This is a genomic window from Bradyrhizobium sp. SZCCHNS2022 (assembly GCF_032377575.1).
Classification (GTDB): domain Bacteria; phylum Pseudomonadota; class Alphaproteobacteria; order Rhizobiales; family Xanthobacteraceae; genus Bradyrhizobium; species Bradyrhizobium aeschynomenes.
This window is the reverse complement of the sequence record NZ_JAUHHZ010000001.1, coordinates 4,153,614-4,176,853: the sequence shown is the minus strand read 5'-3', so window position 1 is coordinate 4,176,853 and position 23,240 is coordinate 4,153,614. Positions and strand designations below refer to the sequence as shown.

Here is a 23,240-nt window from a genome sequence, read left to right as displayed (position 1 = left end):
TTAAGAGGTCCTAACAAACTATCGACATGCAAAAAATCGGCTTGGCGGAGCCAAGCCGATTTTCGATGACATCCCGTCGCGTCGTTAACGCTTTATTGACGATATTGCTGAATTCGGGTGGTGCGCAGCCCGGCGAGACCATGCTGGTCGATCGAGAACTGCCACGACAGGAATTCGTCGACGGTCAGGGTGTATCGGCTGCACGCCTCTTCGAGGGACAACAATCCGCCGCGAACCGCAGCGACGACTTCGGCCTTGCGGCGTATGACCCACCTCTTGGTGCCTGGCGCAGGCAAATCCGCGATGGTGAGCGGGCTGCCGTCAGGCCCGATGACGTATTTCACCCTCGGGCGATGGGGTTCTGTCATGGCGTACTCACAAACTCTTAACCACTGAACTCACGGTAAGACCCTACGCCGCCTCGCTTAAAATTTGCCTAAGCAAAGGGCGTGAATCCGGCGCTCCGCGCGAACGCCGCCGCTCCCGGCCGCCAGAGGCCCCGGGAGCGAGATCGTGGTAAATGATTGGTTAAGAATTTCCGGCGGTTACGCCGGCATGTCGCAGCCCGGGCCGAGCTTGAGGTTCAAGATCAGCTGCAAGCGTATCCAGATTGTCAACCGCGCGCCCCCGCTTCAAGGGCTAGCTAACGATCCGCTGGATCTGATTCACGGTGTAGGTCTGGCCGCCGATCGACAGCAGCGGCGGCTGCTGGGTCAGATCCACCGAGGAGACCGTGCCCTTGACCTGGGTCGAGATGGCCACCGGCGTGCCGTTGGTCGCGTCGGTGCCGACCACGGAGATCTTGTATTGCCCGTCCGGCCACTGGACGCCGTCATTGCCCTGGCCGTTCCAATTATAGGTCTGGTTGTCGCCGGCGCTCGCCGAATATTTGCCGCTGAAGACGGTCTGGCCGACGCTGTTGGTGATGCTCACCGTCAGGTTGCTGTCCTTCGGGATGCTGAGGTCCCAGCTCGCCTTGCCGCCGGTCATGGTCGTCGTCGAGCCATTCACCACGGCGGTCTTGCCGACGAAGGCCAGCGCCTGGGTGGCCTGCGTCGTCTGCTGCATCGAGATCAGCGAGGCCAGCTGGTCGTTGGTCTTGAGCTGCTGCTCGACGCCGGCGAACTGCACGAGCTGCTGGGTGAACTGGTTGGTGTCCAGCGGATCGAGCGGGTTCTGGTTCTGCAACTGCGTCGTCAGCAGGGTCAGGAAGGTCTGGAAGTTGCCCGCGATGGTCGAGCCTGCGGTCGAGCCGAGGCTGCTGTTGGATCCGGTGGTGGATGTCTTGGTCGTGCCCGAGACTGCCGGGCTTGCCGTGATTGCGTCGCCGATGGCCATGGAAGCCTCCTGTTAAACCCTGATATCGACGCCACCCTGTGCGCCGAACATCCGTCCATAGGACCGTCCGGCGAACTGGACCGGGACGTTTTCGTCCTCGGTCACGATGAGGCGCTGGGAATTGCCGTTCTGTTGATTGTCGCCGCCGTTCTGGCCGGACGAGTTCTGGTCGCGCAGCGAGAATTGCAGCCCGCTGTTGTTGCTCTTGAGGCCGGCATCCTGCAGCGCCTGCTGCAGCTGCGGCGCGGTCTGCTGCAGCATCGCCAGCGTTTCCGGCTTCTCGACCCGCAGATGCGAGGTGACCTGGCCGTTGCGGTCGACGTCGATGCGGACGTCGATGCGGCCGAGCTCGGCCGGATCCAGCCGGATCTCGAAGCGGCTCTTGCCGTTGAGCGCGGACGCCGCGATCTCGACGGCGAGGCCGTGCAGCGGCACGGGAGCGTTGGTGGCAGCCGTGGCCGCCAGATTGGCCGATGTGATCGGGCTGGTCGGGGCGGTGGGCGTCGAGAGCTGCGGCTGCAGGGCCGCAGTGGCCGGCGCCGTCGGATCGGCGACTGGAACGTTGCCTTGGCCGCCGGCGTGCGCCGCCCCGCGCTCATGCGCCGCTGGTGCCGAGCCATTGCCGCTCTTGGCGAGCGGCTCGACCTCGCCGCCATCCGGCTTCGCTGCAACGGCGGGCTGCTGGCCGAGGTCAGTGCCCTGAGCTTGCGGCTGAGTGCCTTGTGTCGCAGGGGCGCCCTGCTCGGAGGTCTTGCCGATCTCACCGGGCGCAAGACCCGTCTTGACCTGCGCTGCCGGCTTGCCCGTCGCCTTGGTGCCGCCGGGGACCGCCGCATCCAGAGCCGCGGTGAAGGTCTGATCCGTCGACGCTGCCGCGTCGCCGGAGGCCGTCGTCGTCTCGGCGTCCGATGTCGAGGCTGCGGTCTCGGTCGTCTTCGCGGCGCCGGCAGCCTTGGCCGCTGCGGCCATCAGGCCGGCACTGGCATCGATCGTGCCATTCGGGCCGGAGCCGGCGGTTCCGACCGGCGCGGTCGGTACGGGTGCCGTGGAGGCGCCTTCACCATCCGAAGCAGGCGCGGTGGTTGCGGGATTGGCGAGCGTGATCTCGGACGGAATCGCGACGGCAGCCGGCGTCGGAACGGGCGCTTGACCGACGGCAGCCGCAGCGGTCGTCGCGTCTGCGCCGGCCTGGTCGCCGTCCTTCTTGTCGGAGCTCTTCCCGTCGGAGGCGTCGGCCGTGCTCTTGGCTGATGTGTCGGTGGTCGTGTCGGAGGGCGCATCCGAGCCGGTCTTCTCGGTGCGTGACGTGCTGTCGTCGGTGTTGTCTTGCGCCTTGTCTGCCGACCTCGTCTGGCTGGTGCGGTCCGTATCGCTGGTGCGCGTGGTCTCGCGGCTGGGACTCGCGGCGTTGCTGGCGCGGGGCGCCGGCGCCGTGGAGGGGAGCGACGAGGTCGACGGATCCGGCGGCGTCGCGGCATCGACCAGCGCCGAGAAGCTGTCGGACGGCTGCGCGGCGTCCTGACGGGACGGTTTCGGCGCTGCGCTCTTGAGAACCGGGCCGGCCTGGATGTCTGACGTGACGCTGAACACCTTGGAACCTCTCGCGATGAAACTCGACGAGCCAGTTCAGCAAGGAGCGGGCCAAAGCGGCGTCTTTATAAAAAGCAATATATATCAGTATCTTATGGATGTGATGGGAATGGCCGGCCGACGCCGGCGGGTCGTCATTTCTGCCCGGCCGGCAAGATTTGCCGCGGCTCTCAAGGGCCAGCGCGATTGCTTCGCAGGAAGTGCGCCTATATTAAAGACCGATGCTTCTCGTGTTGTTTCCGACCGGGAGACCGGGTCCGGAGATCGCCGGGAGCAAGCCATCCGCACAGACGGCGCATGCGAGGCGTTCCCGCCGGGGACGACTCGTCTGACGCCGCGATCGCAGTGACCTGACCATGCTCAACAGTCTCGATCTCGAAGGCCGTCCCGAGGACACCAGGGTCGTCGTCGCCATGTCCGGCGGCGTGGACTCGTCGGTCACGGCTGCGCTGTTGAAGTCGGAAGGTTACGACGTCGTCGGCATCACCCTGCAGCTCTATGATCATGGCGCCGCGACCCATCGCAAGGGCGCCTGCTGCGCCGGCCAGGACATTCACGACGCCCGCAACGTCGCCGAGCGGCTCGGCATCCCGCATTACGTGCTGGACTATGAGGACCGCTTCCGCGAGTCCGTGATCGACAATTTCGCCGCCAGCTATGCGTCGGGCGAGACGCCGGTGCCGTGCATCGAGTGCAACCGCGCCATCAAGTTCGGCGACCTGCTGAAGACCGCGCGCGAGCTCGGCGCCTCCGTGCTCGCCACCGGCCATTACGTCGCCTCGCGGCGTCTGGCCGACGGATCGCGCGCGCTCACTTGCGCCGCCGATGCCGATCGCGATCAGAGCTATTTCCTGTTCGCGACCACGCGCGAGCAGCTCGACTATCTGCGCTTTCCGCTCGGTGACATGACCAAGCCGGAGGTGCGCGAATTGGCGCGGCGCTTCGGCCTCGAGGTCGCCGACAAGCATGACAGCCAGGACATCTGCTTCGTGCCGACCGGCCGCTATACCGACATCATCGGCAAGCTGCGGCCCAACGCGATGGAGCCCGGCGAGATCGTTGATCTCGACGGCCGCGTTCTCGGCGCGCATCAGGGCATCGCCAACTACACGATCGGCCAGCGCAAGGGACTCGGCATCGCGGCCGGCGCGCCGCTCTATGTCGTGAAGCTGGACGTCGCGACCCGACGCGTCGTGGTCGGCCCGCGCGAGGCGCTGCGTACGCACCGCATCACCTTGCGCGAGGTCAACTGGATCGGCGACGGCGCGCTCGATGCGGCGGTGCGCGACGGCCTCGAACTCTTCGTGCGGGTGCGCTCGACGCGCCCGCCGCAGCCGGCCTGGCTGCGTGGCGCCAACGGTCACTATGAGGTCGAGCTGGTCGGCGGCGAGGAGGGCGTCTCGCCCGGTCAGGCCTGCGTGTTCTACGATGCTGCCTCCGGCCGCGCCCGCGTGCTCGGTGGCGGCTTCATCCAGAGCGCTGTTGCCGGGAGCAGCAGCGCGCGCGGCGCCGTCAGGCCGCAGCGCGTGGCCGAGCCGGTCCGCGGCTGATCAGCTTTCATCATTCAGGGCAGGGGGCATGGGGGACATCGACCGCGCAGGGGTCGAAAAGGCCTACGAGCGCTGGGCGCCGATCTATGATCTGGTGTTCGGCAAGGTCTTCGATCAGGGGCGCCAATCGACCATCGCGGAAGCCGATCGCATCGGCGGCCGCATTCTCGACGTCGGCGTCGGCACCGGGCTGTCGCTGTCGGACTATGCCCGCACGACGAAGATCTGCGGCGTCGACATCTCCGAGCCGATGCTGCGGCGGGCGCAGGCGCGCGTGCGCGAGCTGAAGCTCTTCAATGTCGAGACGCTCGCGGTGATGGATGCGAAGCATCTCGCCTTTCCGAATGATTTCTTCGACGCCGTCGTGGCGCAATATGTGATCACGGCGGTGCCGGATCCCGAGGCGACGCTGGATGATTTCGTGCGCGTGCTGAAGCCGGGCGGCGAACTGATCCTCGTCAACCACATCGGTGCGGAGAGCGGCCCGCGCCGAATCTTCGAGCTGGCCTTCGCGCCGATCGCGCGCCGGCTCGGCTGGCGGCCGGAATTCCCGTGGGCGCGGCTGGTGAACTGGGCGGCAAAGCATGGCGGGGTGACGCTCGCGGAGCGCCGGCCGATGCCGCCGCTCGGGCACTTCTCGCTGATCCGCTACCGCAAGGGCTGATCGCCTCCCGACTGGCTCGCTGGCCACTGAAGTCTTGGCCGAGGGAACGCGAACGCCGGGTTGGCGTTGCTCTGTCATGAGCATCAGGCAGTCATTGTTCCTCTCCTTCGTGCTGGCCTCGGCCGCCACTGCGGCTCACGCGCAGGCCCCCCCGACACCGGCCACGCCGCCGCAGGCGACGGCGCCTGCTCCCAACGCGAATGCCGCCTGTGCCCCGAACGCGCGGGCGACGGCGACGCCGGACGGCATCACCACCGGCCGCGCCGGTGAGCCGCTGGGCGAGAAGCTCGCCAAGACCAATGGCGTGTTGTGTCCGCCGAGCGGCGTCGATCCGGAGATGCATGCACCGACCCCCGAAGGCGGCACCACGCCGGTGATCCCGCCGCCCGGCAGTCCCGGCGGCAATCCGAACCTGCAGCCGAAGTGAGCCGCACCGTTGCATCAGATTCGCCGTGGCCGGCCTCGCGATCCGCGACGCCGCCGCGCCGGCCCATGAGCTTGCGCCAAGGCCTTGACGAGTCGAATGGAAATCGCGCGGCGGGAAAACCGCTGCCGGCTGCGAGCTTTGCTTGACAGGGGCGGGAACGGCTCCTTATATGCCGCCCGTTCACAAGGCCCGCCGCACTGTTTCGCCGCGCCTTGATCGGACACCGTGGCGGGGTAGCTCAGCTGGTTAGAGCACGGGAATCATAATCCTGGGGTCGGGGGTTCGAGTCCCTCCCCCGCTACCAACAAAGCCCCCCCCTTAGAACGGCGCGAGAACGCCGCCGGCGCTTCCAACAGTTCTTCAAGTCTGCCCCTGATCTCGATCTCGAGCTTTTCGCTATCGGGCGGCGCGTGCACGATCACCTCGGCCACAAGCCGGCGCACGGATTGCGCCAATTCGTCGCCGTCGCCGATCTCGCCAAGCGGCAACAGGGCGGCGAGCTTTTCGAGGTCCCGGCGATAGCGCTCGATCGCCGCCGGGTGCAGCGTGATCACGTTCTCGCCTTCCTTGATGGCGGCGAGCTTTCCGTCGATCTCGTCCCGCTCGGCCTTGAGCCGGTTCATGATCGGCGCCAAGGGCGCCGGATCGACGCCGTGCTTGATGATGGCATCACTCGCCCGGTTAAGCTCGCGCTCGATCTCGCCGCGGCGCTGTTCCAGCTTACCGCGGGCGTTGCCGGCATCGCGGGCGAGGCGCTTGCGTTCGTCGTTGTACGCCTTGACGTATTCGACCAAATAGGCCGGCCGGCTCAACTCGGCGCGGAGGCTGTCGAGCGCAAGTCGCTCGACGTCGTCGCGCTTGATGCGGCGCCCGTTGGTGCACGTCCCGCTTTCTTTGTATGTCGAGCACTGCATCCGGGCGGTGCCCTTGCGCTCGCCGATCGAGGTGAGTCCGCCGCCGCATGCTGCGCAACGCAGAAGGCCGGACAATACGCGCCGTTCCTTGTGCGGGCGGCGTGCCCGCCCGCCGATCGCGCCGGCCTCCCGCCCAACGCCCTTGCGGGCCTGGGCGGCCTGCCAAAGATCGTCGCCGATGATCCGCAGATGCGGGGCATCAACGATGCGCCATTGGTCCGGCGGGTTGGGGCGCGATATGCGCTTGCCGCTCGCCGGGTCCTTAACCATGCGGACTTTGTTCCAGGCGATGCGGCCGATATAGATTTCGTTCAACAGCATGCCGTGACCGCGCTGCATGTTGCCGTTGATCGTCGAGCCGTTCCAGCGCGCGCCGCGGGGCGGCTGCACGCCGCTGCGGTTGAGATCTGCAGCGATGTCGCGAGGCGATTTGCCGGCGATGTATTCCGCGAAGATCCTGCGTACCACGTCGGCCTCGGTCTCGACGATCTCAAGCTCGCCGGGCTTGCCGGCAACGGCGCGGTAGCCATAGGCGCGCCCGCCGGCGTGGCGGCCGTCTCGCAAAACGCCCTCCATGCCGCGGCGCGTCTGGATGATCAGATTTTCGATGTACATTTCGCCCATGAGGGCGCGCAACGCTCCGTCGAGCTTGCCGACTTGTCCGGTTGCGGTGTGTATCGCGATGCCGAGAAAATCGAGCCGCTTGCGCGCGGCGTGCCAATCGCCCTGATCGCGCGAAATGCGATCAACGCCCTCGGCGACGAGCACATCAAAGGCGCGTGCTTCGGCGGCGCGCATCATTGCTTGGAAGCCGGGCCGATTGGCTGTCGATGTGCCTGAGATTGCTCGATCATCGAATTTCAGAACGATGGCGAACCCGTTGCGTTGGCACACATCGAGGCAAAGCGCGATCTGGTCCTCGATCGAGCGGTCGCTTTGAAGGTCGGACGAATAGCGAGCGTAAATGGCGGCGCGGATCATGGCTCTCGACGGTCGGCCGCGCGGTGCTCTTGGGCGAGGCGCGCAACTTCGCGGGCATGATCAATTCTGGCGTGGCGTTTGGCAAGAGCCCGCACAATCGCGAGAAAGTCCTCGGGCAACGCCTGGCTATTGACGTGTCCCTCGGGCAGGTCCAGGCGCTGTGATCGAGGGCGGGCCATCTTTTCGACGCGGTGGGGGGCAGTTGAGGCGCCGGCGGGCTGCGCCCACCGGCGATTAATCGATCAATCAGAGTGTGTGGTGCGCCCAGCTAACCCTGAGAGCGCCGCTTACCCCGTCCAGATTGGGCGTGCGCCACCTCCGGCGGCGTCTTAAGCGGCGACCGTTGAAAGCCGCGTCGCCGTCTCGCGGGCGTCGGCGACGTGGCGCTCGATCTGCTCGCGCGTCCAGCCCGCTAAAGTGAGATCGTCGGTGGTGACGCCTCCGGTGCGAGTGCTGATGACGCGCAAATCGTCGGCCATCTGTTCGACTGCGGCCGTGCCTCTGAGCGCCGGGCGCGGCATCGTGATCGCGGGTGCGACTCCGGTCGTGATCAAGCGATTGCGTTGAGACAAGGGGATACTCCTTTGCTGGGTTGAAAAACGCCTTCCGGGCGTGGCAACATCCTCCGTGCAGAGGATGTAACGTGATGATTCAAAGGATATTGGCGGCCGTGCTTGCGTGCGTGCCGCTGTGTGCGGTTGCAACGGAGAAGCTCATCGGCAATTGGCATGTGAGCGTCGAAGTCGATCGATTCGGAAAAACCGTTGCCGGATTTCCGCCGCCAACTGATGTCTTTGTCACCACAGAGCAGGGCGGCCATACGCTGGCCGTCCGCTGCATCCATAACAAGCTGACAATCGCGCTCGTTGATGCCGTCCCAGATCGCTACAGTAGAGGGGAAGAAGTGCGTTATTTCTTTCGCGCGGATAGCGGCGACATCGTGCGCGGGGTCGCGAACGCGATCGAGGGCAACACGATCGAAATGGTCGCCAAAGACGGCATGGTTGTCGATATGACCAAAGCGAAAGAGGCTGCGTTCCGCATCATCCGTGGCAACGTTGAATTTGACCGCGTCTTCGCACTCAAGGGAGCGAAGAAGGCTTTTGCGGCTTTGGATGGTGGGTGTGTTCTCGAATGACATCGCAGGTAACTGACTGACGATCGCAAAAATCTGCGCCGCGCATCAGATTATGCATGCGATGTATAATTTGCCAACGGTAAAAATACACAATGTGTATATTGACAAGGGCGTTGATTGTCGCAGTCCGAATCGGTCTGGACGAATTATACGATCAGCGAGTTCGCGTCAGAGATCGTCAACTTGGACCCGGCGAACGCGTCCAAGGACGCTAAAATAGCTGTGGTCGGGGTAAATCGTTTCGTGCTCGGGGTTGTACGAATACGGTTCAAGCCGCGTCGGATTTGCTCGGAAGCGCTTGAACGTGGTCTCGTGATCGGCAAGGAAAATAAAAAACTTCCGATCGATCGGCTCGCGCTCGGCGCGGTTGACTATGACGATAGAGCCGTCCGGGGCGATCTTGTTCATGGAGTCGCCCTTGACCCGAAGAGCAAAGAAATCGCCGGGGCCAAGGCCTGAAACGCCGATGCGCTCTACATCGTCTCGTAAGGCTGCGTCGACGGATTGAGCCTGCAAGAGCTTGCCTGCCGACACCCACGAGAGCAACGGGACGCCGATTTGCCGGCCGTAGAGGAACTCTGCCTCCGTCTCTCCGGCAAGCTGGGCAAGCTTCTTCAAGCTTTCGCCCTTTGGTTTTACGATTCCCTTCTCCCAACGCGAAACACTTGCCTGAGTCGCCCCAATCAGGTGGGCGAGCGCTTCGCCCGTCAGCTCTTTTCGGGCGCGCAACGCACGGATTTTTTGAGCAAGGGAAGTGTCTGACATCCCTCGATAATACGCTTTCCGTATGGGCGTATCTAACCGGGAAGTGCATAGGGTCCCTTGTCGATTATACGGTAAATGTATATTCGCGATCGGCATCGGCGGTTCGGTTGATTCGTATCGCTGCGGTTTGAGGGTGATGGCGTCTCGGCAAGCGTAGAGCGGCGACCACCTTAGACTGAGCTCGGTTCCAAGTCGAATGGGTTTTGGCACCTCGGAGCGGCGAACCCGCCGTTTCGGGGAACGGGGGAACTATGTCTCGCATCCAACCCGTCATCCACGACGGGCAAGACCACGCAATGCCGTGCGATCGCGCGGCCTGCGGCGGATCGCGGCTTTTCTGCAGCAGGTCTCGCCGTGGCGTCGGCTGATCTTGGACTCGTCTTTGTGGCCGTCGGCGCGACGCTTGTCGTCGTGATCGGGGGATTGTGGGCGTGCGATGTGCTGGCGCGCCGGCGGCCTTGGGCGGCCGCGTCCGACTATGTTGAGCTACCGCGCAACTACATGCTGCGCGCATCAAACCCAGCAGTGCTTCCTTGTAACTGTGCGGCGTGCTCGGCCGCATGTGTTTGTGTTGTTGACGGCGTGCGCAATCCGCGCGGGGCCGGACGTGCCCGCGCGGCGCGGAATCGCATGCCGCGCGACTGCCTGTCCTGCTGCCATGAGCGCGATTGCTCAACCCTCGATGTCTGCCGCGCCGCTATGCGGCTGTATCCATCATCATCAAAGGGGCAGGGCTAATCCCTATGCGAGAGGCGAAAAAAGTAAAACTACGGCACGCTTACCTCGGGCCGCAATCGCGAGCGCAGATCGCCCGCGCGAATGCGGTCAGCGAAAGCACATTGCAGCGGCTTTGGGCCAAGGGCAAAGCCGCCGGGATTCTGCCGGACGTTCGTCCGCATTTTGCGGAGCAAACCACGTTGCCGGTGCCGCTGGCAGGGTTTGTTGGCGACGATCTCGACAATGAGCTTGACGACGAGTCTCTGACCTCGCTCGTCAAAGCGCAGAGCGCGCGCCTCCTCAACGCTCTGCACACGCACCACGCCGATGCCAGTCAATCGACGGCACATTGCGTGCCGGCGGCGTGGCTGCGCTTCGATCGCAAGGGTGCGCCGACGCCGACCCATGCAATGCTTATGGCCATGTGCCTCGCCCATGACGCGAAAGATAGTGTCGAGGCGCTAGCATGATGTGGCCGGCTGACGACTACCTGCGCGCGTTCGACGACGCGCTCGCCGCTGCTCGCGCCCAGGACGGCGCGGCGTTCATGCGTGCCCAGGTTAGGGCGCGTGAGGCTTCGCGCGAAATGCGCGAGGCGCACGATCAAGAGACCCTTCGAAGGAACGCGGAATGAGTGGGCTTAACAGGGCGATCATCCTCGGCAATGTCGGCGGTGATCCTGACATCAGGCGAACGCAGGACGGCAAGCCGATCGCGAGCTTTTCGATCGCGACATCGGAGCAGTGGCGCGACAAGGATACGGGCGAGCGCAAAGAGCGCACGCAATGGCATCGCATCGTGTGTTTCAGCGAGGGCCTTTGCAAGGTCATTGAGCAATACGTCAAAAAGGGCTCGCGCCTTCTCGTCGAGGGGCAGATCGAAACCCGCAAGTGGACCGATCAGGGCGGCGTCGATCGCTATGTGACGGAAATCGTTCTGCGCGGCTTCAATGCGTCGCTGTCGCTCGAAGGCGGCGGCCAACGCAACGGGCCGCCGGCGAACGACGACGCCGATCGAGCGGGCGCGCGATCGGTCCCGCCGCGCAATTCCGGCTCGATCAGCAGCGGTCGTGCGTCCGATATGGACGACGACATTCCGTTCTGAGGGCCGCGCCGATGCGTCTCCGCAACCGAGGCGCCGGCCTCGACAACAAGCTCAAGCGGTTCGACTCCGAAATCGATGCTCTCGCCGCGCTGCTCGACGGCCGCCGTCGTGAGGAGCCAACCAAGCGCGAGTTGCGCGAGCAGATCGCCCAGGCGGTGCGCAATACCGCAGCGCTGCCAATCAACGGGGGCAACTGATGCAATCCTTTCTCGACGACAAGGTGACGCTGTACGGCGGCGATAACCGCGAGGTGCTGCGCGGCCTTGCCGACAACTCGATCGATAGCATCGTGACCGATCCGCCCTATGCACTGGTCTCGATCGTCGAGCGGTTCGGCAAGGAAGGCGCAGCGCCGGCAAAGGGCGAAATGTATTCCGGCGCGTTCGCCGGCTTCATGGGCAAGCAATGGGATACGGGCGAGGTTGCCTTTGATCCTGAGTTCTGGCGCGAGTGCCTGCGCGTGCTCAAGCCCGGCGGCCACATGATCGCCTTCTCGGGCACGCGCACCTATCACCGCCTCGCGGTGGCGATCGAGGACGCCGGCTTCGAGGTGCGCGATCAACTCGCATGGTTGTACGGCTCGGGTTTTCCTAAGTCGATCGATGCCGCGTTCGCGATCGAGAAAACGCTTTGCCGGCGAGAGGGCGAGGGCGAGGACGCGCGCTGGGTTTACAAGAGCGACGGTGCCGAGCTCGTGCGCGGCGTATGGCGGCACCCGGCAGCGGCCGAGTGGGAAGGATGGCAGACCGCGCTCAAACCGGCATGGGAGCCGATTTGCCTCGCGCGCAAGACGATCGGCAAATCGACCATTATCGCCAACCTGCTCAAATGGTGCGCCGGCGCGCTCAACATCGACGGATGCAGGATCGCTGCAAGCGATAAGACGCCGGCGCCGGTCGGCAAGTACGGCGGCAGCACCATCGGCGCGGCCGGGCATTCCGGTAGGCGTGACAACTCGTCTGATCACCTCGGGCGCTATCCCGCGAACATCGTGCACGATGGCTCGCCCGAGATCCTCGCCATGTTTCCGCAGAGCAAGAGCTCGGGCGGGCAGGACACCAACGGCAACGCCGAGGCGCTGCGCATGGGCCGCACGTCGGGGCAGGGCGCCAACTCCGGCGGCCTGGGCGATGTCGGCTCGGCCGGCCGGTTCTTCTACAGCGCCAAGGCCGACGCGCACGATCGCATCGGCTCGAAGCATCCGACGGTGAAGCCCGTTGATCTCATGCAATGGTGCGTGCGCCTCGTGACGCCGAAGGGCGGCGTCACGCTCGATCCGTTCGCCGGCACGGGTACAACCGGCGAGGCCGCATTCCGTGAGGGATTTCGCGCCGTGCTGATCGAGCGCGAGCCTGAGTATCAGCAAGACATTGCGCGCCGCATGGCGCTGGCGCTGGCCGGCCCGGATGAGCGCAAGCGCGAGTCCATCAAGGCCAAGGAAGGCGAGAAGCCTTTCGAGGCCGGTTCGTTGTTCGCGGGGCTGTGATGATCGCCCGCGCACTGCCTGTCGTGATTGCCCTCGGCCTCGTCGCCGGCGGCGTCGCCGCTCTCGCTGTGATGATCCCGCACATCAAGCTCGCGATCGTCGCTTTCAATCATGCCTTGGGTGGAGGTTACTAACTATGAGAGCTCTCTATCTCGCCGGCCCTATGCGCGGCTTGCCTAACTTCAACACGTCCGCGTTCTTGGAGGCCGCCGAGGCGCTCCGCGCCAAGGGATACCGGGTTTTCAACCCCGTCGAGGAGACGATCCGGATTTATGGCGCCGACGTCTATGAGGACAACCCGGCCGGCAACGAGGGGGTGACGCCAATCGATCCGCGCAAGGTGTTTTTCAACGATGTGGCGTTCATCTGCCTGTACGCCGATGCGGTTGTGTACCTGCCCGGCTCGGAAAGCTCAAAGGGCGCCGCTGCAGAAAAGGCGATTGCCCGCGCGCTCGGCATTCCCGTGCTCGCCCTGTCCGACGTGATCTAGGCGGTGCATTGCAATGAGCAACCGAGGGCGCGCCTTCATCGTCGAGGTTAAGCCGTCGCGCAACCCGCGCGCGGACTACCAATCAAAGCCGGGCGACGCGCGTCGCTTGGGCCGCGCCGGCGGCGATGCCGGCTCGGCGCCGGTTCGGCTGCAATTCAACGATCGCGCCCAGGCGCTTGAGGTGCGGCTCGGCGTCGTCGTCGTCGGCGCCGTGACGCATGACGCGGCGAACGGCTGGTTTTGGGCCGTCTATCTGCCGGGAATGCCGCGCAAGCCGAAACCCGCGCGCGATGTCGAGGCCGCGCGTAGCGCGATCTCGCACAAGGTTCGCGAATGGTGTGAGGCCGCGAACCTGATCTCAGCGCGGCGGCGGTGATGTTTGAGCCATGAGCAACAACCCCGCACCCCGCGCTGAGGGGGCATCCCCTGATAAGCCGGTGACGTGGGCCGAAATGCTCGGCGCCCTGGCGGCCGAATCCGAGCGCGCGGATATTTCGCGGGCTCGTCTGCTCGCCGATCTCGCCGGGGAGCAGTTGACGCCGATCGAGCGCGCGACGCTGCGCTCGGCGATCGCGAGCCAAGCGCGCCGCGTCGAGGTGTTTAGCGCGGTGTGGCGGGCGGTCTGGGCGCTGCGCAGCGACGACAAGCTCTTGCGGCGGCTGCGCGAGATCAGCGCGGCCGAGCGTGGCGGCGATCTCGACGCCGATCAAACACGGTTCGACTAATCATGATTCCAGATGATGCGCTTGACGCGCTGAAAGCGCGCAATCCCGTGCACGTCGTTGCCGGGCAGTGGGTGAAACTTCGAAAGGGTAGCAGCAAATACAAGCGTCATGGCTTTACCGGGCCGTGCCCGATCTGCTCGCAAAGCCTTCAATCCGGCACGGCGGGCCGCTTCGAGTGTAACGACGACGAATGGATTTGCGCGGTTTGTCACGACAAGGGCGATGTGATCAAGCTCGTGCGAAAGCGCGAGGGCATCGGCTTTCGTGAGGCGATCGAGCGCCTCGGCGGCGCTCGCGAGGAGAAGCCAACGCCCGAGCTCGCCTATCGCGCCGGCCTGCGCACGCACGCCGCCGGCGAGCCGCTCGGCGATGTGCCGCCGCCCTACGGTGCCGATCCTGATTTGCGCCATGCCTGGGTCAAGGGCTGGACAACCGGCGCCGAGCGCGATCGCGTCGCGGCGCAGATGCGCGAGAAAGAGCTCGGCTATCTGCGCGGGTTCTGGACGGCCGGCCAGCGCTGGCCGGGCACGCCCGTCGAGGATTATCTCGCCTGCCGTGGCGTGGTGTTGCCGTCAAATGCCCGGCTCAAATATCACCCGGCGATGCCGTTGTTTGCCGATGGCAGGATGCGCGAGCCGCTGCTCGTGCATCGCGGCCCGGCGATGCTCGCGGCGTTTCGCGCCGGCGACGACAAGGGCACGTTTCGCGGCCTGCATATCACTTGGATCGATACGGCTGCGGAGAAGTGCAAGGCGATCGTGAGGCACCCGCACACGGGCGACGTGTTGCCGTCCAAGAAAATGCGCGGCTCGAAATCGGGCTGTTACCTCGATCTCGGCGGCGCGCAAGATCCTCGCCGCATCATTGCCGGCGAGGGTATCGAGACGGTTGCGGCCGTCTATACGGCTTACGTGCGCTGCGGCCTCAATATGTCGGCCACGGCGCTGCGCGCCGCCGGCGATCTCGGCAACCTCGCCGGCCGTGCGCTGCAGCCGATCGCGCACCCGTACGCGAAAACCGAGAACGGCCGCGCCCAGCGCGTGCCCGGTCCCGAGCCTGATCTCGCATCGCCGGCAATGCCGGTGCCTGATTCCGTCGTCGAGCTCGTGCTCCTCGGCGACGGCGACTCCGATCCGTTCCTCACACGCAACGCGCTTGAACGCGCCTCCTATCGCCACGCGCGGCCCGGCCGGCTGATCCGCCGCCGCTTCGCGCCCGACGGGCTCGACTTTAACGACGTAATGCAAGGCAAAGACTGATGATGGACCACGACGACGACGTGCCGCCGCATGAGCGCATTGTGCGCCTGATCGAGGGCGACGACGACACCGACATTTCAGGCTTTGCCGCCTACGCCCCGCACCCCGCCAGTGGGGGCTTCCCCGAAGGGCAGGGCGAGGATGATGTCGAACCGGCGGACAATGAGCGGCCCGCCGACGCCGCCGAGATCAGCCGCGACGTGTTGATCGCCTGCGCGGCCGAACCGCAAAACGACACGGGCAACGGGCAACGGCTGATCCACCATTTCGGCGCCGATCTCTTGCACGTGCGCAATGTCGGTTGGCACGCCTGGGCAGGCACGCATTGGGAGCGCGAAGGTGGCAACGAGCTCGCGACGCGGCTCGCGCACAAGACGGCGGCGCGGATCGTGCTTGAGGCCGATGTGATGTCGGCGACACCGAATGAGCAAGCGGCAATCGACGCCGCCAATCAGGCGCGCGACCAACTCGCCGCGATCGAGCGCGAAAAGGGCGCGGAGGCGCGCAAAGATCAGCGTTGGCAGATGTTGACGCGGCTCGTCGAGCGTGGCGCCGAGGCGCGCGGGGCGCTGCAGGCGCGCCAGATCGCGCGACGCAAATACTCGGTGTCGAGCGGCAACGCCGGCAAGATTCGCGGGATGCTCGATCAGGCGTTGCCCTATCGCACCGTCACGGTTGACGAGCTCGACGCCGACGGGCTCGCGTTCAACGTGCTCAACGGGACGGTTCGCTTTCGTTGCACCGAGGAGCCTGATCCCGACGCGCACGATCACGAGCACAAGACGGTGAAGCGCTGGTGCGTCGAGCTCACGCCGCACGAGCGCACCGATCACATTACCAAGGTTGCGCCCGTCGAGTATGTCGAGGGCGCGCGGAGCCCGCACTTCCTGGCGGCGGTCAATCGGTTTTTGCCGATCGAGCCGGTTCGCAACTTCGTGCAGCGTTACCACGGCTATGCCTTGACCGGCCTCACCGGCGAGCAATGCTTTGTGTTCTCCTATGGTACGGGCGCGAATTGGAAATCGACGTTCGTCGAGATCGTCGCGCGCATCATGGGGCCATACTGCGCAACCATCGCGTTCGAATCGCTGTCGGGCGATCAGCAGCGATCAGGATCGCAGGCGACGCCTGATCTCGCCCGCCTGCCCGGCGCACGCCTTGTGCGCGCCTCGGAGCCCGAGCGCGGCGTGCAGTTCAAAGAGGCGCTGATCAAGTCACTCACGGGCGGCGAGCCGATGTTAGTTCGATCGCTCAACAAAGAGTTTTTCGAGTTTCGGCCGGCCTTCAAGATGGTACTATCAGGTAATCACAAGCCCGAGGTGAGCGGCGTCGATCATGGCATCTGGCGGCGTATCAAGTTCGTGCCGTGGCCGGTGACGATCGCAGATCACGAGCGGCGGCCGATGGATGAGGTGATGGGCGAGATTTGGCCGGAGCGATCCGGCATCCTCAATTGGCTGCTCGCCGGCGCGCTCGACTATCTCAACAGCGGCTTGCGCACGCCGGCCGAGGTGAATGACGCCACGGCGGAATACCGCGACGAAATGGACCCTATCGGCATGTTTGCCGGCGCGTGCATCGAAAGCGTGCCCGCAAATCCCGACGGCTCGCCGGCGAGCTCCGTCGCGGCGCGCGACATGTTCGCGGCGTTCTCGGCCTGGGCAGCGGCGAACGCGGTGCGCGCGTGGAAAGAGACCATGTTCGGGCGGGCGATGGGGCAGAAGGGTTTCGTCAAAGATCGCAAGTCGTCGAACATCCGGTATCTGCACGTGCGGCTCAAGAACGTGCCCGCCGCGCCACATCGGAACCACGACGGCGCGCCGGCGCACCCTGGCGACGACGATATCGCGCCCGTCTAGGCGTGTAGGGTTGTAGGGTCGATGTAGGGTTGCTGAAAACCCTACACGGCTTGAAAGCGTAGCGATCTCAAGCGGCTACGCTGGGCGATGTAGGGATGTAGGGTTTTGACCGCGTTTCCGTCTCCTATCCTCTTTGGGGTGCGGGGCGGACCAAAAAACCTTCTCTCATATGTGCGTTTAGCCTCAACCCTACATCCCTACATTTGATGCAAGTAACAGTCTGAAAGAATTACATAATTCGACCATGTAGGGTTTTTCCGAACCCTACATCAACCCTACAACCCTACATCGATCCAAAATCGGGGCTCTGGAACAATGAAACGTAAGCTCGGTATCGAAAAGCTGTTGCAATGGGCTGTTCGGGATGAGTTGCCGAAGGGGCGCGCTGTCGCCGCCGATGTCGGCTGCGCGATCGGCCGGCGCGAGGTGCGGCCGTTCGCGATCGCGCGCAGTATGGGCCGCGCGCGCGATGATGATTTCGATTCGATGGGCTACGTTCCAGGCGAGCCGCACGCCGACGCGCAGATCGTCGCCGACGCGATCGGCCGGCTCGCGACATCCGTCACGCTCGATAGCGCCGACGGCGCGCGCGCCCTGTTCGGCGACTTCGTGCCGATCGCCGAGCACGTGATCCCGTCGCTGATGCTCGCGGTTTGGAATCCGCAAGCGATCGTGCTCGCTGGCGCGATGGGCAAGCGGCCGTCGTGGCATTTCGACTGCCCAAAGCCTTTCCAGATGTTCGCGCCAACGGCCGGCCGTCCGCGCCCGATCGTGCACGGCATCAACGCCGCCGGGGAGCTCGTCGAGCTTCGTCGCAATGAAGGCCGCGCGCGCAAGCGTGACGGCGAATACACGCTCGCGATGTCGCCGCGCTCGCCGCTCGATTGGCACGAGCCGGCGCCGCTGCACATCGGCGAGTGCCGCGCCGAATGGGTGACGTGGTGCAATGCGCTCGACGATCTCTCGCGCGCGCTCGCCGGCAAGCTGGCAACGATCGAGGTGCAGCCGCGCGCTGTTCGCTCGATGCCGTGGTGCGACGGATCCTCGGCGCCGCGCGTGCTCGCCGGCCGCAAGCTCGCCTTGGCGGATGTCGAGCTCGCCGTCGCGCCCAGGCGCAACGCCGTCGCCGGCAAGCCGGTGGAGTCGCCGATCGAGGCCGCGACGGTCCAAAGCTATGCGCGGGCGAGCCGGCAAAAGATGCGCAAATCCGCTGGAGTTTAAGGGGTTTCCGCGCGATCCGTGACCGGGTGCATTGACCGGAAGGAAAGTGCCAGCCTATACACGGATCGTTGATGTAGGTTGGCACTACAAAGAAAGCACCTCAACCGAGTAACGGCAATGAAGTAGCACCTTCGACGCTCTGATTATGCCTGCCGCGCGTGATTTGAGATTGTAACGCGCGGAGAATCGATGCAGAGACTGCGCCCCGACATCGGCGCGACATAGCAACCCAAGCCTTCACGGGCACTGTTGCATCCTACTGATGACGCAACGCGACGCGGCCTCGATCTCGCCATTTCACGCACCAAACCGGATAACGGATTCCGACCGGCTCTTGTTGCGGACTAATTGAGCAGATGAGCGTCATACTCGCAAAGCGAACGCCTGACGGCCGAGCAATCGCACGCTCGTTAAACACGGCGAGTAAGCCCGGCGCTCTGACCGGGACGCCTCGCACCGAGGGCGACAAATCGGTGCACCAATTCAAACATCGTCGCCGCGCGACACCGCGCCACGCATACAGCAAACACCGCGAGCATGATCGCGCGTGCGACGATTTACTTTCGGGGTGATGTCATGGGTTGCCGCTGCAATGAACGCAAGCAAGCGATCAGCAGCGGCGTTTCCGCCGTCGCGCGTGGTGACGTCAAAGGCGCTGCTAGTTCGGCCGCCTTTGTGTCGCGCACGTTGGTCGAAGATGCGCGCTCGGGCGCACTGCGCGCGGCGGCGGCCGCCAAGCTTGCGAGCTTGAAACAGAACATCAGAAGGCGTTAGCCCATGGTTGATGCGATTGTGTTTTGCGCGGCGCTGCCCGTCGCGTTGCCGTTGCTGATCTATTGCCTGCACGGCCTGATGAGGTAATGCGATGGCGTTCTCAAGCCTTGAGATCGACGCGCACGAGGTGCAGGGCCTCGCCGAAACGTTCAAGCGAGCTGAGCGCGAGGCGCCGCTCGCGATCGTGCGGGCGATCAAGCGCACGGGCGACATGTCCAAGGTGCGCGTTGTGCGCGCCCTCACCAAGCAAACCGGGCTCAAGCGCGATGTGATCGTGCGGGCCGTCAAGGCCAAGCCGGCGGGGATGAGCTACAGCCTGCATTCGCGCGGCGGCAACGTGCACTTGAAGTATTTCAAGGCGAGGCCAACCAAGAAAGGCGTATCGGCTGCGCCCTGGAACAAGCGCCGCATCTTTGCGGGAACGTTCATAGCGCACGCGAAGGGCGGCGGCTCGATGTTTGGCGGGCAGGTATTCAAGCGCACGGGCGCGAGCCGCCTGCCGATCGAGGCGCAACGCTCGGGCTTGTATATCCCGAAAGAAATGATCAGCGGCGCAACGGCGGCTGAGTTTCTGGCGGTGGTGCGCACCATCCTGCCCGTGCGTCTGCAGCACGAGCTAGCGCGCATCCTTGGCGGCGCCGGGTAGCGCGAGCGCCTCGACGCACGCCTGTTGCCTCGGCGCGGCGGCCGGCCGGGGGATGGCGGGGGCATAGGCCGGCGGGTCCTTCCCCGGCCCCTCCCCCCTACGGCACAAGCGCGCCCCGAAAAGTCGCCAGCGGCAAGTTTCCAATTTTGGGTTGACACGGTTGACAGGTTGACACGATGAGCGACGAGCCTCGCCTCGATCTCGACGCCGGGTTGTGGCTGTCGGTGTCGGAAATCGCGCGCCAGCGCGGCAAATCACGGCAGGCGATCGCGAAGCGAGTCGCCGAGCTCGTCGAGGCTGGCAAGCTGGAAACGCGCCCAGGGCCGAACGGCACCAAGCTCGTGCACCTCGCGCAGTTCGATCGCGCCGTCGGCGAGACCGGCGACGCCTTCAAGGAAGCCGCCGCCGAGACGCGCGCCGAAATCGACGCAACCACGCCGGCGAGCTCGCCGGCGCTGCGCGATCATCAGGCGCGCAACGCGCAGTATTCGGCCGATCTGCGCTTTCTTGAGCTCGAAGAACGCTTAGGGCGCCTCGTGCCCGTCGCCGAGGTGAAAGAGGCCGGCCAGAAGGCCGCCGAGGCGATTGTGCGGATCGTCGATCGCCTGCCGACATACGCCGAGGCGATCGCAACCGCTACGGCAAAGGACGGCACGCAAGGCGCGCGCGCCAGTTTGAAGGACATCGCCCGCGAGCTCCGCGCGGCGATCGCCGACGCGATGGGCGCGATCCGGGCCGAGGCCGAGCCGTCAACGATCGAGCCGGGCAACGAGGGCGAGCCCGGCTAAAAGGCCGGTGCTCACATGCTGAAATTCAAAAATTCGGGCGTCGCGGTGTTCGCGGCCGAGATCGAGACGCTCGCCCGGCCGCCGCGCAAGGTGTTGCCGGCGGAATGGGCGGCCGAAAACCTGATCGTGCCCGACGGGCCGCGCGCTAACGAGAAATGGTCGGCGACGCTTACGCCGTACGTCGTCGAGCCGCTCAACAATTCCGGCCCGGACTCGCCGGTCAACAAAGAGGCGATCAAAAAGAGCGCGCAAACCGGCTTTACCGTGATGGCGATCGCGATCGTCGGCTCGACGATCGACACCGATCCGAGCGGCGGAATCCTGCTCGTGCAGCCGACTGACGGCGCACTCGCTGATTTCATTGCCGATAAGCTCAATCCGGCGATCGAGAACACGCCGGCGCTCAAAGCCAAGGTGAAGCCGCAGGTTTCGCGCTCGGGCGAGGGCTCGACGACGTACCTTAAGCGCTATCCTGGCGGCTCGATGGCGCTCGCGATCGCCAACTCAACGGCGGATCTGCGCTCAAAGACGAAACGCAAGATCATCAAGGATGAAGCGAGCGAATACCCCGCCGATCTCGACGGGCAGGGCTCGCCGCACACGATGATCGAGGCGCGTTACGAGTCGTTTCTGGCAACCGGCGACTGGAAAGAGATCAATATCTCGACTCCGACGGTCAAGGGCGCCTGTTACATCGACGAGCAGTTTAACGCCGGCGATCAACGGTTGTGGCACGTGCCGTGCCCGCAATGTGACGGCAAATTTCCGTTTCGGTTCGGGCCTCAGTTCAAGTTCAAGGAGTCGTTTCCGTATCAGGCGCACTACATCGCGCCGTGCTGCGGCCGGCCGATCGAGGCGCACGAGAAAAACGCGCTCGTGCGCAAGGGCGAGTGGATCGCGACGGCGCCGGGGCCTGGAAAGTTTCCGAGCTACCATATCGACGCGATGTCGTCGCCGTTCGTGCCGTGGGACAAGATCGCAGAGCGATGGATCGGCGCCCAGGGCGATCCGGCCAAGCTGAAAGCGTTCTACAACCTGACGCTCGGCGAGGCGTATGAGATCAAGGGCGATGCGCCCGATCATGTCCGCCTGATGGAGCGCCGCGAGGACTACCCGAAAGGGCGCATCCCGCCGCGCGGCCTGATGCTCACGGCCGCCGCTGACGTGCAGATGAATTGCATCTATGTCGAGGTTGTCGCCTGGGCGCCGAACCGCGAGTCATGGGTGATCTATGTTGACGTGCTCGAAGGCGACACGACTGACGCCAACGCCGGCGCGTTCCTTAAGCTCTCCGAGCTCTATGATCGCGAGTGGCCGGATGCGTTCGGCGGGCGCCGCAAGGTCGATGGTTTCGCCGTCGACTCCGGCTTCCGCTCGCATGTCGTCTATCATTGGTGCACCTCGCGCCATAACGCTTACGCGGTAGACGGCCGCGACGGCTGGCACTTGCCGGCGATCGGCACGCCGAGCGTGAAAGATATCGATCTCGACGGCCGCAAGCTCGGGCACGTCAAGTTGTGGCCGGTTGGCACGTGGCCGCTCAAAGGTCACTGGTATGAGGACTTGCGCCGCGAGGGCAAGGCCGCCGGCCGCGAGACCGATCCGCCTGGTTACTGCCATTTCGGCAAGTGGCTTGATGAGGTGTATTTCAAGCAAGTGACGGCCGAGTACCTCGGCGAGGGCAAGTCGCGCGGCCGTCAAACCAAGCGGTGGCTTCCGCGCGGCGCCCAGGACAACCATTTGCTCGATTGTCGTGTCTACAACATGGCGGTTGCCGATCACCTCGGCCTGTCGAGCATGACGGAAGATGAATGGAAGATCCTCGCGCGCGAGCGTGCGCCGACGATCAAGCAAGGCGACTTGTTCGCGCCGCGCCCGCTTGCCGTTCAAATTGCAGCCAGTCCCGCGTCTGCAGTGCCCGCGCTGATCGACGAGCTCGCCGAGGGCGAGGTCGCCAATCTTCCGGGTGATCCGCCGCCGGCCGCGCCCTCGGCGCCGCCCGCAAATGCCAGCGCCCAGGCGGCGCGATCGCAAGCCGAGCCGTCGGGCTCGGGATGGATCGGCCGCAATACCGGCGGTTGGTTGCGCCGCTAAGCGGCTTTGTTTCGTACGATACAACAGAAGGAAGGCGGCCATGACCAAGCCGGTTGTTTACATCGTCGGCGCCGACAAGGGCGGCGTCGGCAAGACCACGACGACGCGCACGCTGATCGACTATCTCGATCGGCACGGCGTCGGAAACCGCGCGTTCGACACGCAAACCGACATTCCGGGCGGCACGCTCAAGCGGTTCTATCCCGATCGCACCGAGCTCGTTGATCTGCTCGACTCCGACGGGCAGATGCGCGTTTTCGATACGCTCAACGCGCAGATTGCGACGGTGATCGACATCCGCGCGAGCTTGCTGTCGCCGACGCTGCAAATCCTGTCGGATATCGGCTTTCTGGACTCGTCCAAGCTCGACATCCGCTTGCTGCACGTGCTCGGCAACAGTCAGGCGTCGATCGAGGAGGTTGCGCCGGTGGCGAGCAAGCTCGCCGGTATGCGGCATATTCTCGTCGGCAACCGCATCAACGCGACGAAGTTCGCGTTTCCGGCCGAGGCGCTTGACATTCCGATGCTCGCGCCGGCGATGGCCGAGGCCGTTGACAAGTCGAATCAGCCGTTTTCGCTGTTCGGCAAGAGCAATTCGTCGGCGGTGATGCGCGGCACGGTCAACACGTGGCTCGATCGCGTGTTCGCGCAGTATGCGCGGGTGCAGTTGCCGTAACTACCAAGGAATCCGCGCGGTCCCGACGCGGCGC

At 64.9% G+C, this 23,240-nt stretch carries 28 protein-coding genes and 1 tRNA gene; 23 read left to right on the top strand and 6 right to left on the bottom strand.

Features of this window, described 5'->3' with window-relative positions; all coding sequences use genetic code 11:
- Nucleotides 1-92: 92 nt before the first annotated feature.
- From QXZ94_RS18715 to QXZ94_RS18705, 3 genes are all read right to left on the bottom strand, one after another.
- Nucleotides 93-368, bottom strand: coding sequence for a DUF1153 domain-containing protein (locus QXZ94_RS18715; RefSeq protein ID WP_002714638.1), 276 nt, complete (start codon nt 366-368; stop codon nt 93-95).
- 271 nt (nt 369-639) lie between these two features.
- Nucleotides 640-1,338: a flagellar hook assembly protein FlgD gene (locus QXZ94_RS18710; RefSeq protein ID WP_315721660.1), complete on the bottom strand. Its 699-nt coding sequence runs from the start codon at nt 1,336-1,338 to the stop codon at nt 640-642.
- A 12-nt stretch (nt 1,339-1,350) separates the two neighbouring features.
- Complete coding sequence (locus tag QXZ94_RS18705; RefSeq protein WP_315721659.1) at nt 1,351-2,928, bottom strand: flagellar hook-length control protein FliK; 1,578 nt, start codon at nt 2,926-2,928, stop codon at nt 1,351-1,353.
- Between QXZ94_RS18705 and QXZ94_RS18700 the strand changes: the two genes are divergently transcribed.
- The 5 genes from QXZ94_RS18700 (at nt 2,915) to QXZ94_RS18680 (ending at nt 5,873) form a co-directional block, all read left to right on the top strand.
- Entirely contained in the window at nt 2,915-3,277 is a 363-nt protein-coding gene (locus QXZ94_RS18700; RefSeq protein WP_315721658.1) for a hypothetical protein, read from the top strand. The genes QXZ94_RS18705 and QXZ94_RS18700 overlap by 14 nt on opposite strands.
- Nucleotides 3,278-3,284: 7 nt before the next feature.
- The gene (gene mnmA, locus QXZ94_RS18695; RefSeq protein WP_315721657.1) at nt 3,285-4,478 is read left to right on the top strand and encodes a tRNA 2-thiouridine(34) synthase MnmA; all 1,194 of its coding nucleotides are present in this window, start codon (nt 3,285-3,287) and stop codon (nt 4,476-4,478) included.
- 28 nt (nt 4,479-4,506) lie between these two features.
- On the top strand, nt 4,507-5,142 hold the full coding sequence (locus tag QXZ94_RS18690; protein WP_315721656.1) for a class I SAM-dependent methyltransferase: 636 nt from the start codon (nt 4,507-4,509) through the stop codon (nt 5,140-5,142).
- Nucleotides 5,143-5,218: 76 nt separating this feature from the next.
- A complete protein-coding gene (locus QXZ94_RS18685) occupies nt 5,219-5,569 on the top strand; it encodes a hypothetical protein (RefSeq protein ID WP_315721655.1) in 351 nt (116 codons plus the stop codon).
- Nucleotides 5,570-5,796: 227 nt separating this feature from the next.
- Nucleotides 5,797-5,873 (top strand) — tRNA-Met (locus tag QXZ94_RS18680).
- On the opposite strand, the gene QXZ94_RS34425 is transcribed toward QXZ94_RS18680, so the two are convergent.
- Both QXZ94_RS34425 and QXZ94_RS18670 read right to left on the bottom strand, forming a co-directional pair.
- Nucleotides 5,830-7,464 carry a recombinase family protein gene (locus QXZ94_RS34425; RefSeq protein ID WP_409998799.1) on the bottom strand — a complete coding sequence of 545 codons (1,635 nt, stop codon included), beginning with the start codon at nt 7,462-7,464 and terminating at the stop codon, nt 5,830-5,832. The genes QXZ94_RS18680 and QXZ94_RS34425 overlap by 44 nt on opposite strands.
- Before the next feature lie 329 nt (nt 7,465-7,793).
- Nucleotides 7,794-7,943, bottom strand: coding sequence for a hypothetical protein (locus QXZ94_RS18670; RefSeq protein WP_315721653.1), 150 nt, complete (start codon nt 7,941-7,943; stop codon nt 7,794-7,796).
- 167 nt (nt 7,944-8,110) lie between these two features.
- On the opposite strand from QXZ94_RS18670, the gene QXZ94_RS18665 reads away from it, so the two are divergent.
- Nucleotides 8,111-8,602 (top strand): hypothetical protein, encoded by a 492-nt coding sequence (locus QXZ94_RS18665; RefSeq protein WP_315721652.1) that lies wholly within the window; start codon nt 8,111-8,113, stop codon nt 8,600-8,602.
- A 168-nt stretch (nt 8,603-8,770) separates the two neighbouring features.
- On the opposite strand, the gene QXZ94_RS18660 is transcribed toward QXZ94_RS18665, so the two are convergent.
- Nucleotides 8,771-9,367 carry an XRE family transcriptional regulator gene (locus QXZ94_RS18660; protein ID WP_315701319.1) on the bottom strand — a complete coding sequence of 199 codons (597 nt, stop codon included), beginning with the start codon at nt 9,365-9,367 and terminating at the stop codon, nt 8,771-8,773.
- A gap of 668 nt (nt 9,368-10,035) precedes the next feature.
- Between QXZ94_RS18660 and QXZ94_RS18655 the strand changes: the two genes are divergently transcribed.
- The 17 genes from QXZ94_RS18655 (at nt 10,036) to QXZ94_RS18575 (ending at nt 23,206) form a co-directional block, all read left to right on the top strand.
- Complete coding sequence (locus QXZ94_RS18655; RefSeq protein WP_315721651.1) at nt 10,036-10,554, top strand: hypothetical protein; 519 nt, start codon at nt 10,036-10,038, stop codon at nt 10,552-10,554.
- Nucleotides 10,551-10,718 (top strand): hypothetical protein, encoded by a 168-nt coding sequence (locus QXZ94_RS18650; protein ID WP_315701316.1) that lies wholly within the window; start codon nt 10,551-10,553, stop codon nt 10,716-10,718. The genes QXZ94_RS18655 and QXZ94_RS18650 overlap by 4 nt, the downstream gene beginning before the upstream one ends.
- Complete coding sequence (gene ssb / locus QXZ94_RS18645; protein WP_315721650.1) at nt 10,715-11,188, top strand: single-stranded DNA-binding protein; 474 nt, start codon at nt 10,715-10,717, stop codon at nt 11,186-11,188. The genes QXZ94_RS18650 and ssb overlap by 4 nt, the downstream gene beginning before the upstream one ends.
- Nucleotides 11,189-11,199: 11 nt before the next feature.
- Nucleotides 11,200-11,385, top strand: a complete 186-nt coding sequence (locus tag QXZ94_RS18640; protein ID WP_315721649.1) for a hypothetical protein — start codon at nt 11,200-11,202, stop codon at nt 11,383-11,385.
- Entirely contained in the window at nt 11,385-12,674 is a 1,290-nt protein-coding gene (locus QXZ94_RS18635; protein ID WP_315721648.1) for a site-specific DNA-methyltransferase, read from the top strand. The genes QXZ94_RS18640 and QXZ94_RS18635 overlap by 1 nt, the downstream gene beginning before the upstream one ends.
- A complete protein-coding gene (locus tag QXZ94_RS18630; RefSeq protein ID WP_315721647.1) occupies nt 12,674-12,808 on the top strand; it encodes a hypothetical protein in 135 nt (44 codons plus the stop codon). Before QXZ94_RS18635 ends, QXZ94_RS18630 begins: the two co-directional genes overlap by 1 nt.
- Before the next feature lie 2 nt (nt 12,809-12,810).
- Nucleotides 12,811-13,164 (top strand): DUF4406 domain-containing protein, encoded by a 354-nt coding sequence (locus QXZ94_RS18625; protein WP_315721646.1) that lies wholly within the window; start codon nt 12,811-12,813, stop codon nt 13,162-13,164.
- A gap of 13 nt (nt 13,165-13,177) precedes the next feature.
- A complete protein-coding gene (locus QXZ94_RS18620) occupies nt 13,178-13,540 on the top strand; it encodes a hypothetical protein (RefSeq protein ID WP_315721645.1) in 363 nt (120 codons plus the stop codon).
- Between the two features lie 10 nt (nt 13,541-13,550).
- Nucleotides 13,551-13,889 carry a hypothetical protein gene (locus QXZ94_RS18615; RefSeq protein WP_315721644.1) on the top strand — a complete coding sequence of 113 codons (339 nt, stop codon included), beginning with the start codon at nt 13,551-13,553 and terminating at the stop codon, nt 13,887-13,889.
- Complete coding sequence (locus tag QXZ94_RS18610) at nt 13,775-15,148, top strand: CHC2 zinc finger domain-containing protein (protein WP_315721643.1); 1,374 nt, start codon at nt 13,775-13,777, stop codon at nt 15,146-15,148. The genes QXZ94_RS18615 and QXZ94_RS18610 overlap by 115 nt, the downstream gene beginning before the upstream one ends.
- Nucleotides 15,148-17,007, top strand: coding sequence for a phage/plasmid primase, P4 family (locus QXZ94_RS18605; RefSeq protein ID WP_315721642.1), 1,860 nt, complete (start codon nt 15,148-15,150; stop codon nt 17,005-17,007). The genes QXZ94_RS18610 and QXZ94_RS18605 overlap by 1 nt, the downstream gene beginning before the upstream one ends.
- Before the next feature lie 315 nt (nt 17,008-17,322).
- Nucleotides 17,323-18,228 carry a hypothetical protein gene (locus QXZ94_RS18600; RefSeq protein WP_315721641.1) on the top strand — a complete coding sequence of 302 codons (906 nt, stop codon included), beginning with the start codon at nt 17,323-17,325 and terminating at the stop codon, nt 18,226-18,228.
- Nucleotides 18,229-18,765: 537 nt separating this feature from the next.
- Complete coding sequence (locus QXZ94_RS18595) at nt 18,766-19,002, top strand: hypothetical protein (protein ID WP_315721640.1); 237 nt, start codon at nt 18,766-18,768, stop codon at nt 19,000-19,002.
- A 91-nt stretch (nt 19,003-19,093) separates the two neighbouring features.
- The gene (locus QXZ94_RS18590) at nt 19,094-19,648 is read left to right on the top strand and encodes a hypothetical protein (RefSeq protein WP_315721639.1); all 555 of its coding nucleotides are present in this window, start codon (nt 19,094-19,096) and stop codon (nt 19,646-19,648) included.
- 212 nt (nt 19,649-19,860) lie between these two features.
- Complete coding sequence (locus QXZ94_RS18585; protein ID WP_315721638.1) at nt 19,861-20,436, top strand: hypothetical protein; 576 nt, start codon at nt 19,861-19,863, stop codon at nt 20,434-20,436.
- Between the two features lie 15 nt (nt 20,437-20,451).
- Nucleotides 20,452-22,530 carry a phage terminase large subunit family protein gene (locus tag QXZ94_RS18580; protein WP_315721637.1) on the top strand — a complete coding sequence of 693 codons (2,079 nt, stop codon included), beginning with the start codon at nt 20,452-20,454 and terminating at the stop codon, nt 22,528-22,530.
- Between the two features lie 40 nt (nt 22,531-22,570).
- Nucleotides 22,571-23,206, top strand: a complete 636-nt coding sequence (locus QXZ94_RS18575; RefSeq protein WP_315721636.1) for a hypothetical protein — start codon at nt 22,571-22,573, stop codon at nt 23,204-23,206.
- Nucleotides 23,207-23,240: the final 34 nt, after the last annotated feature.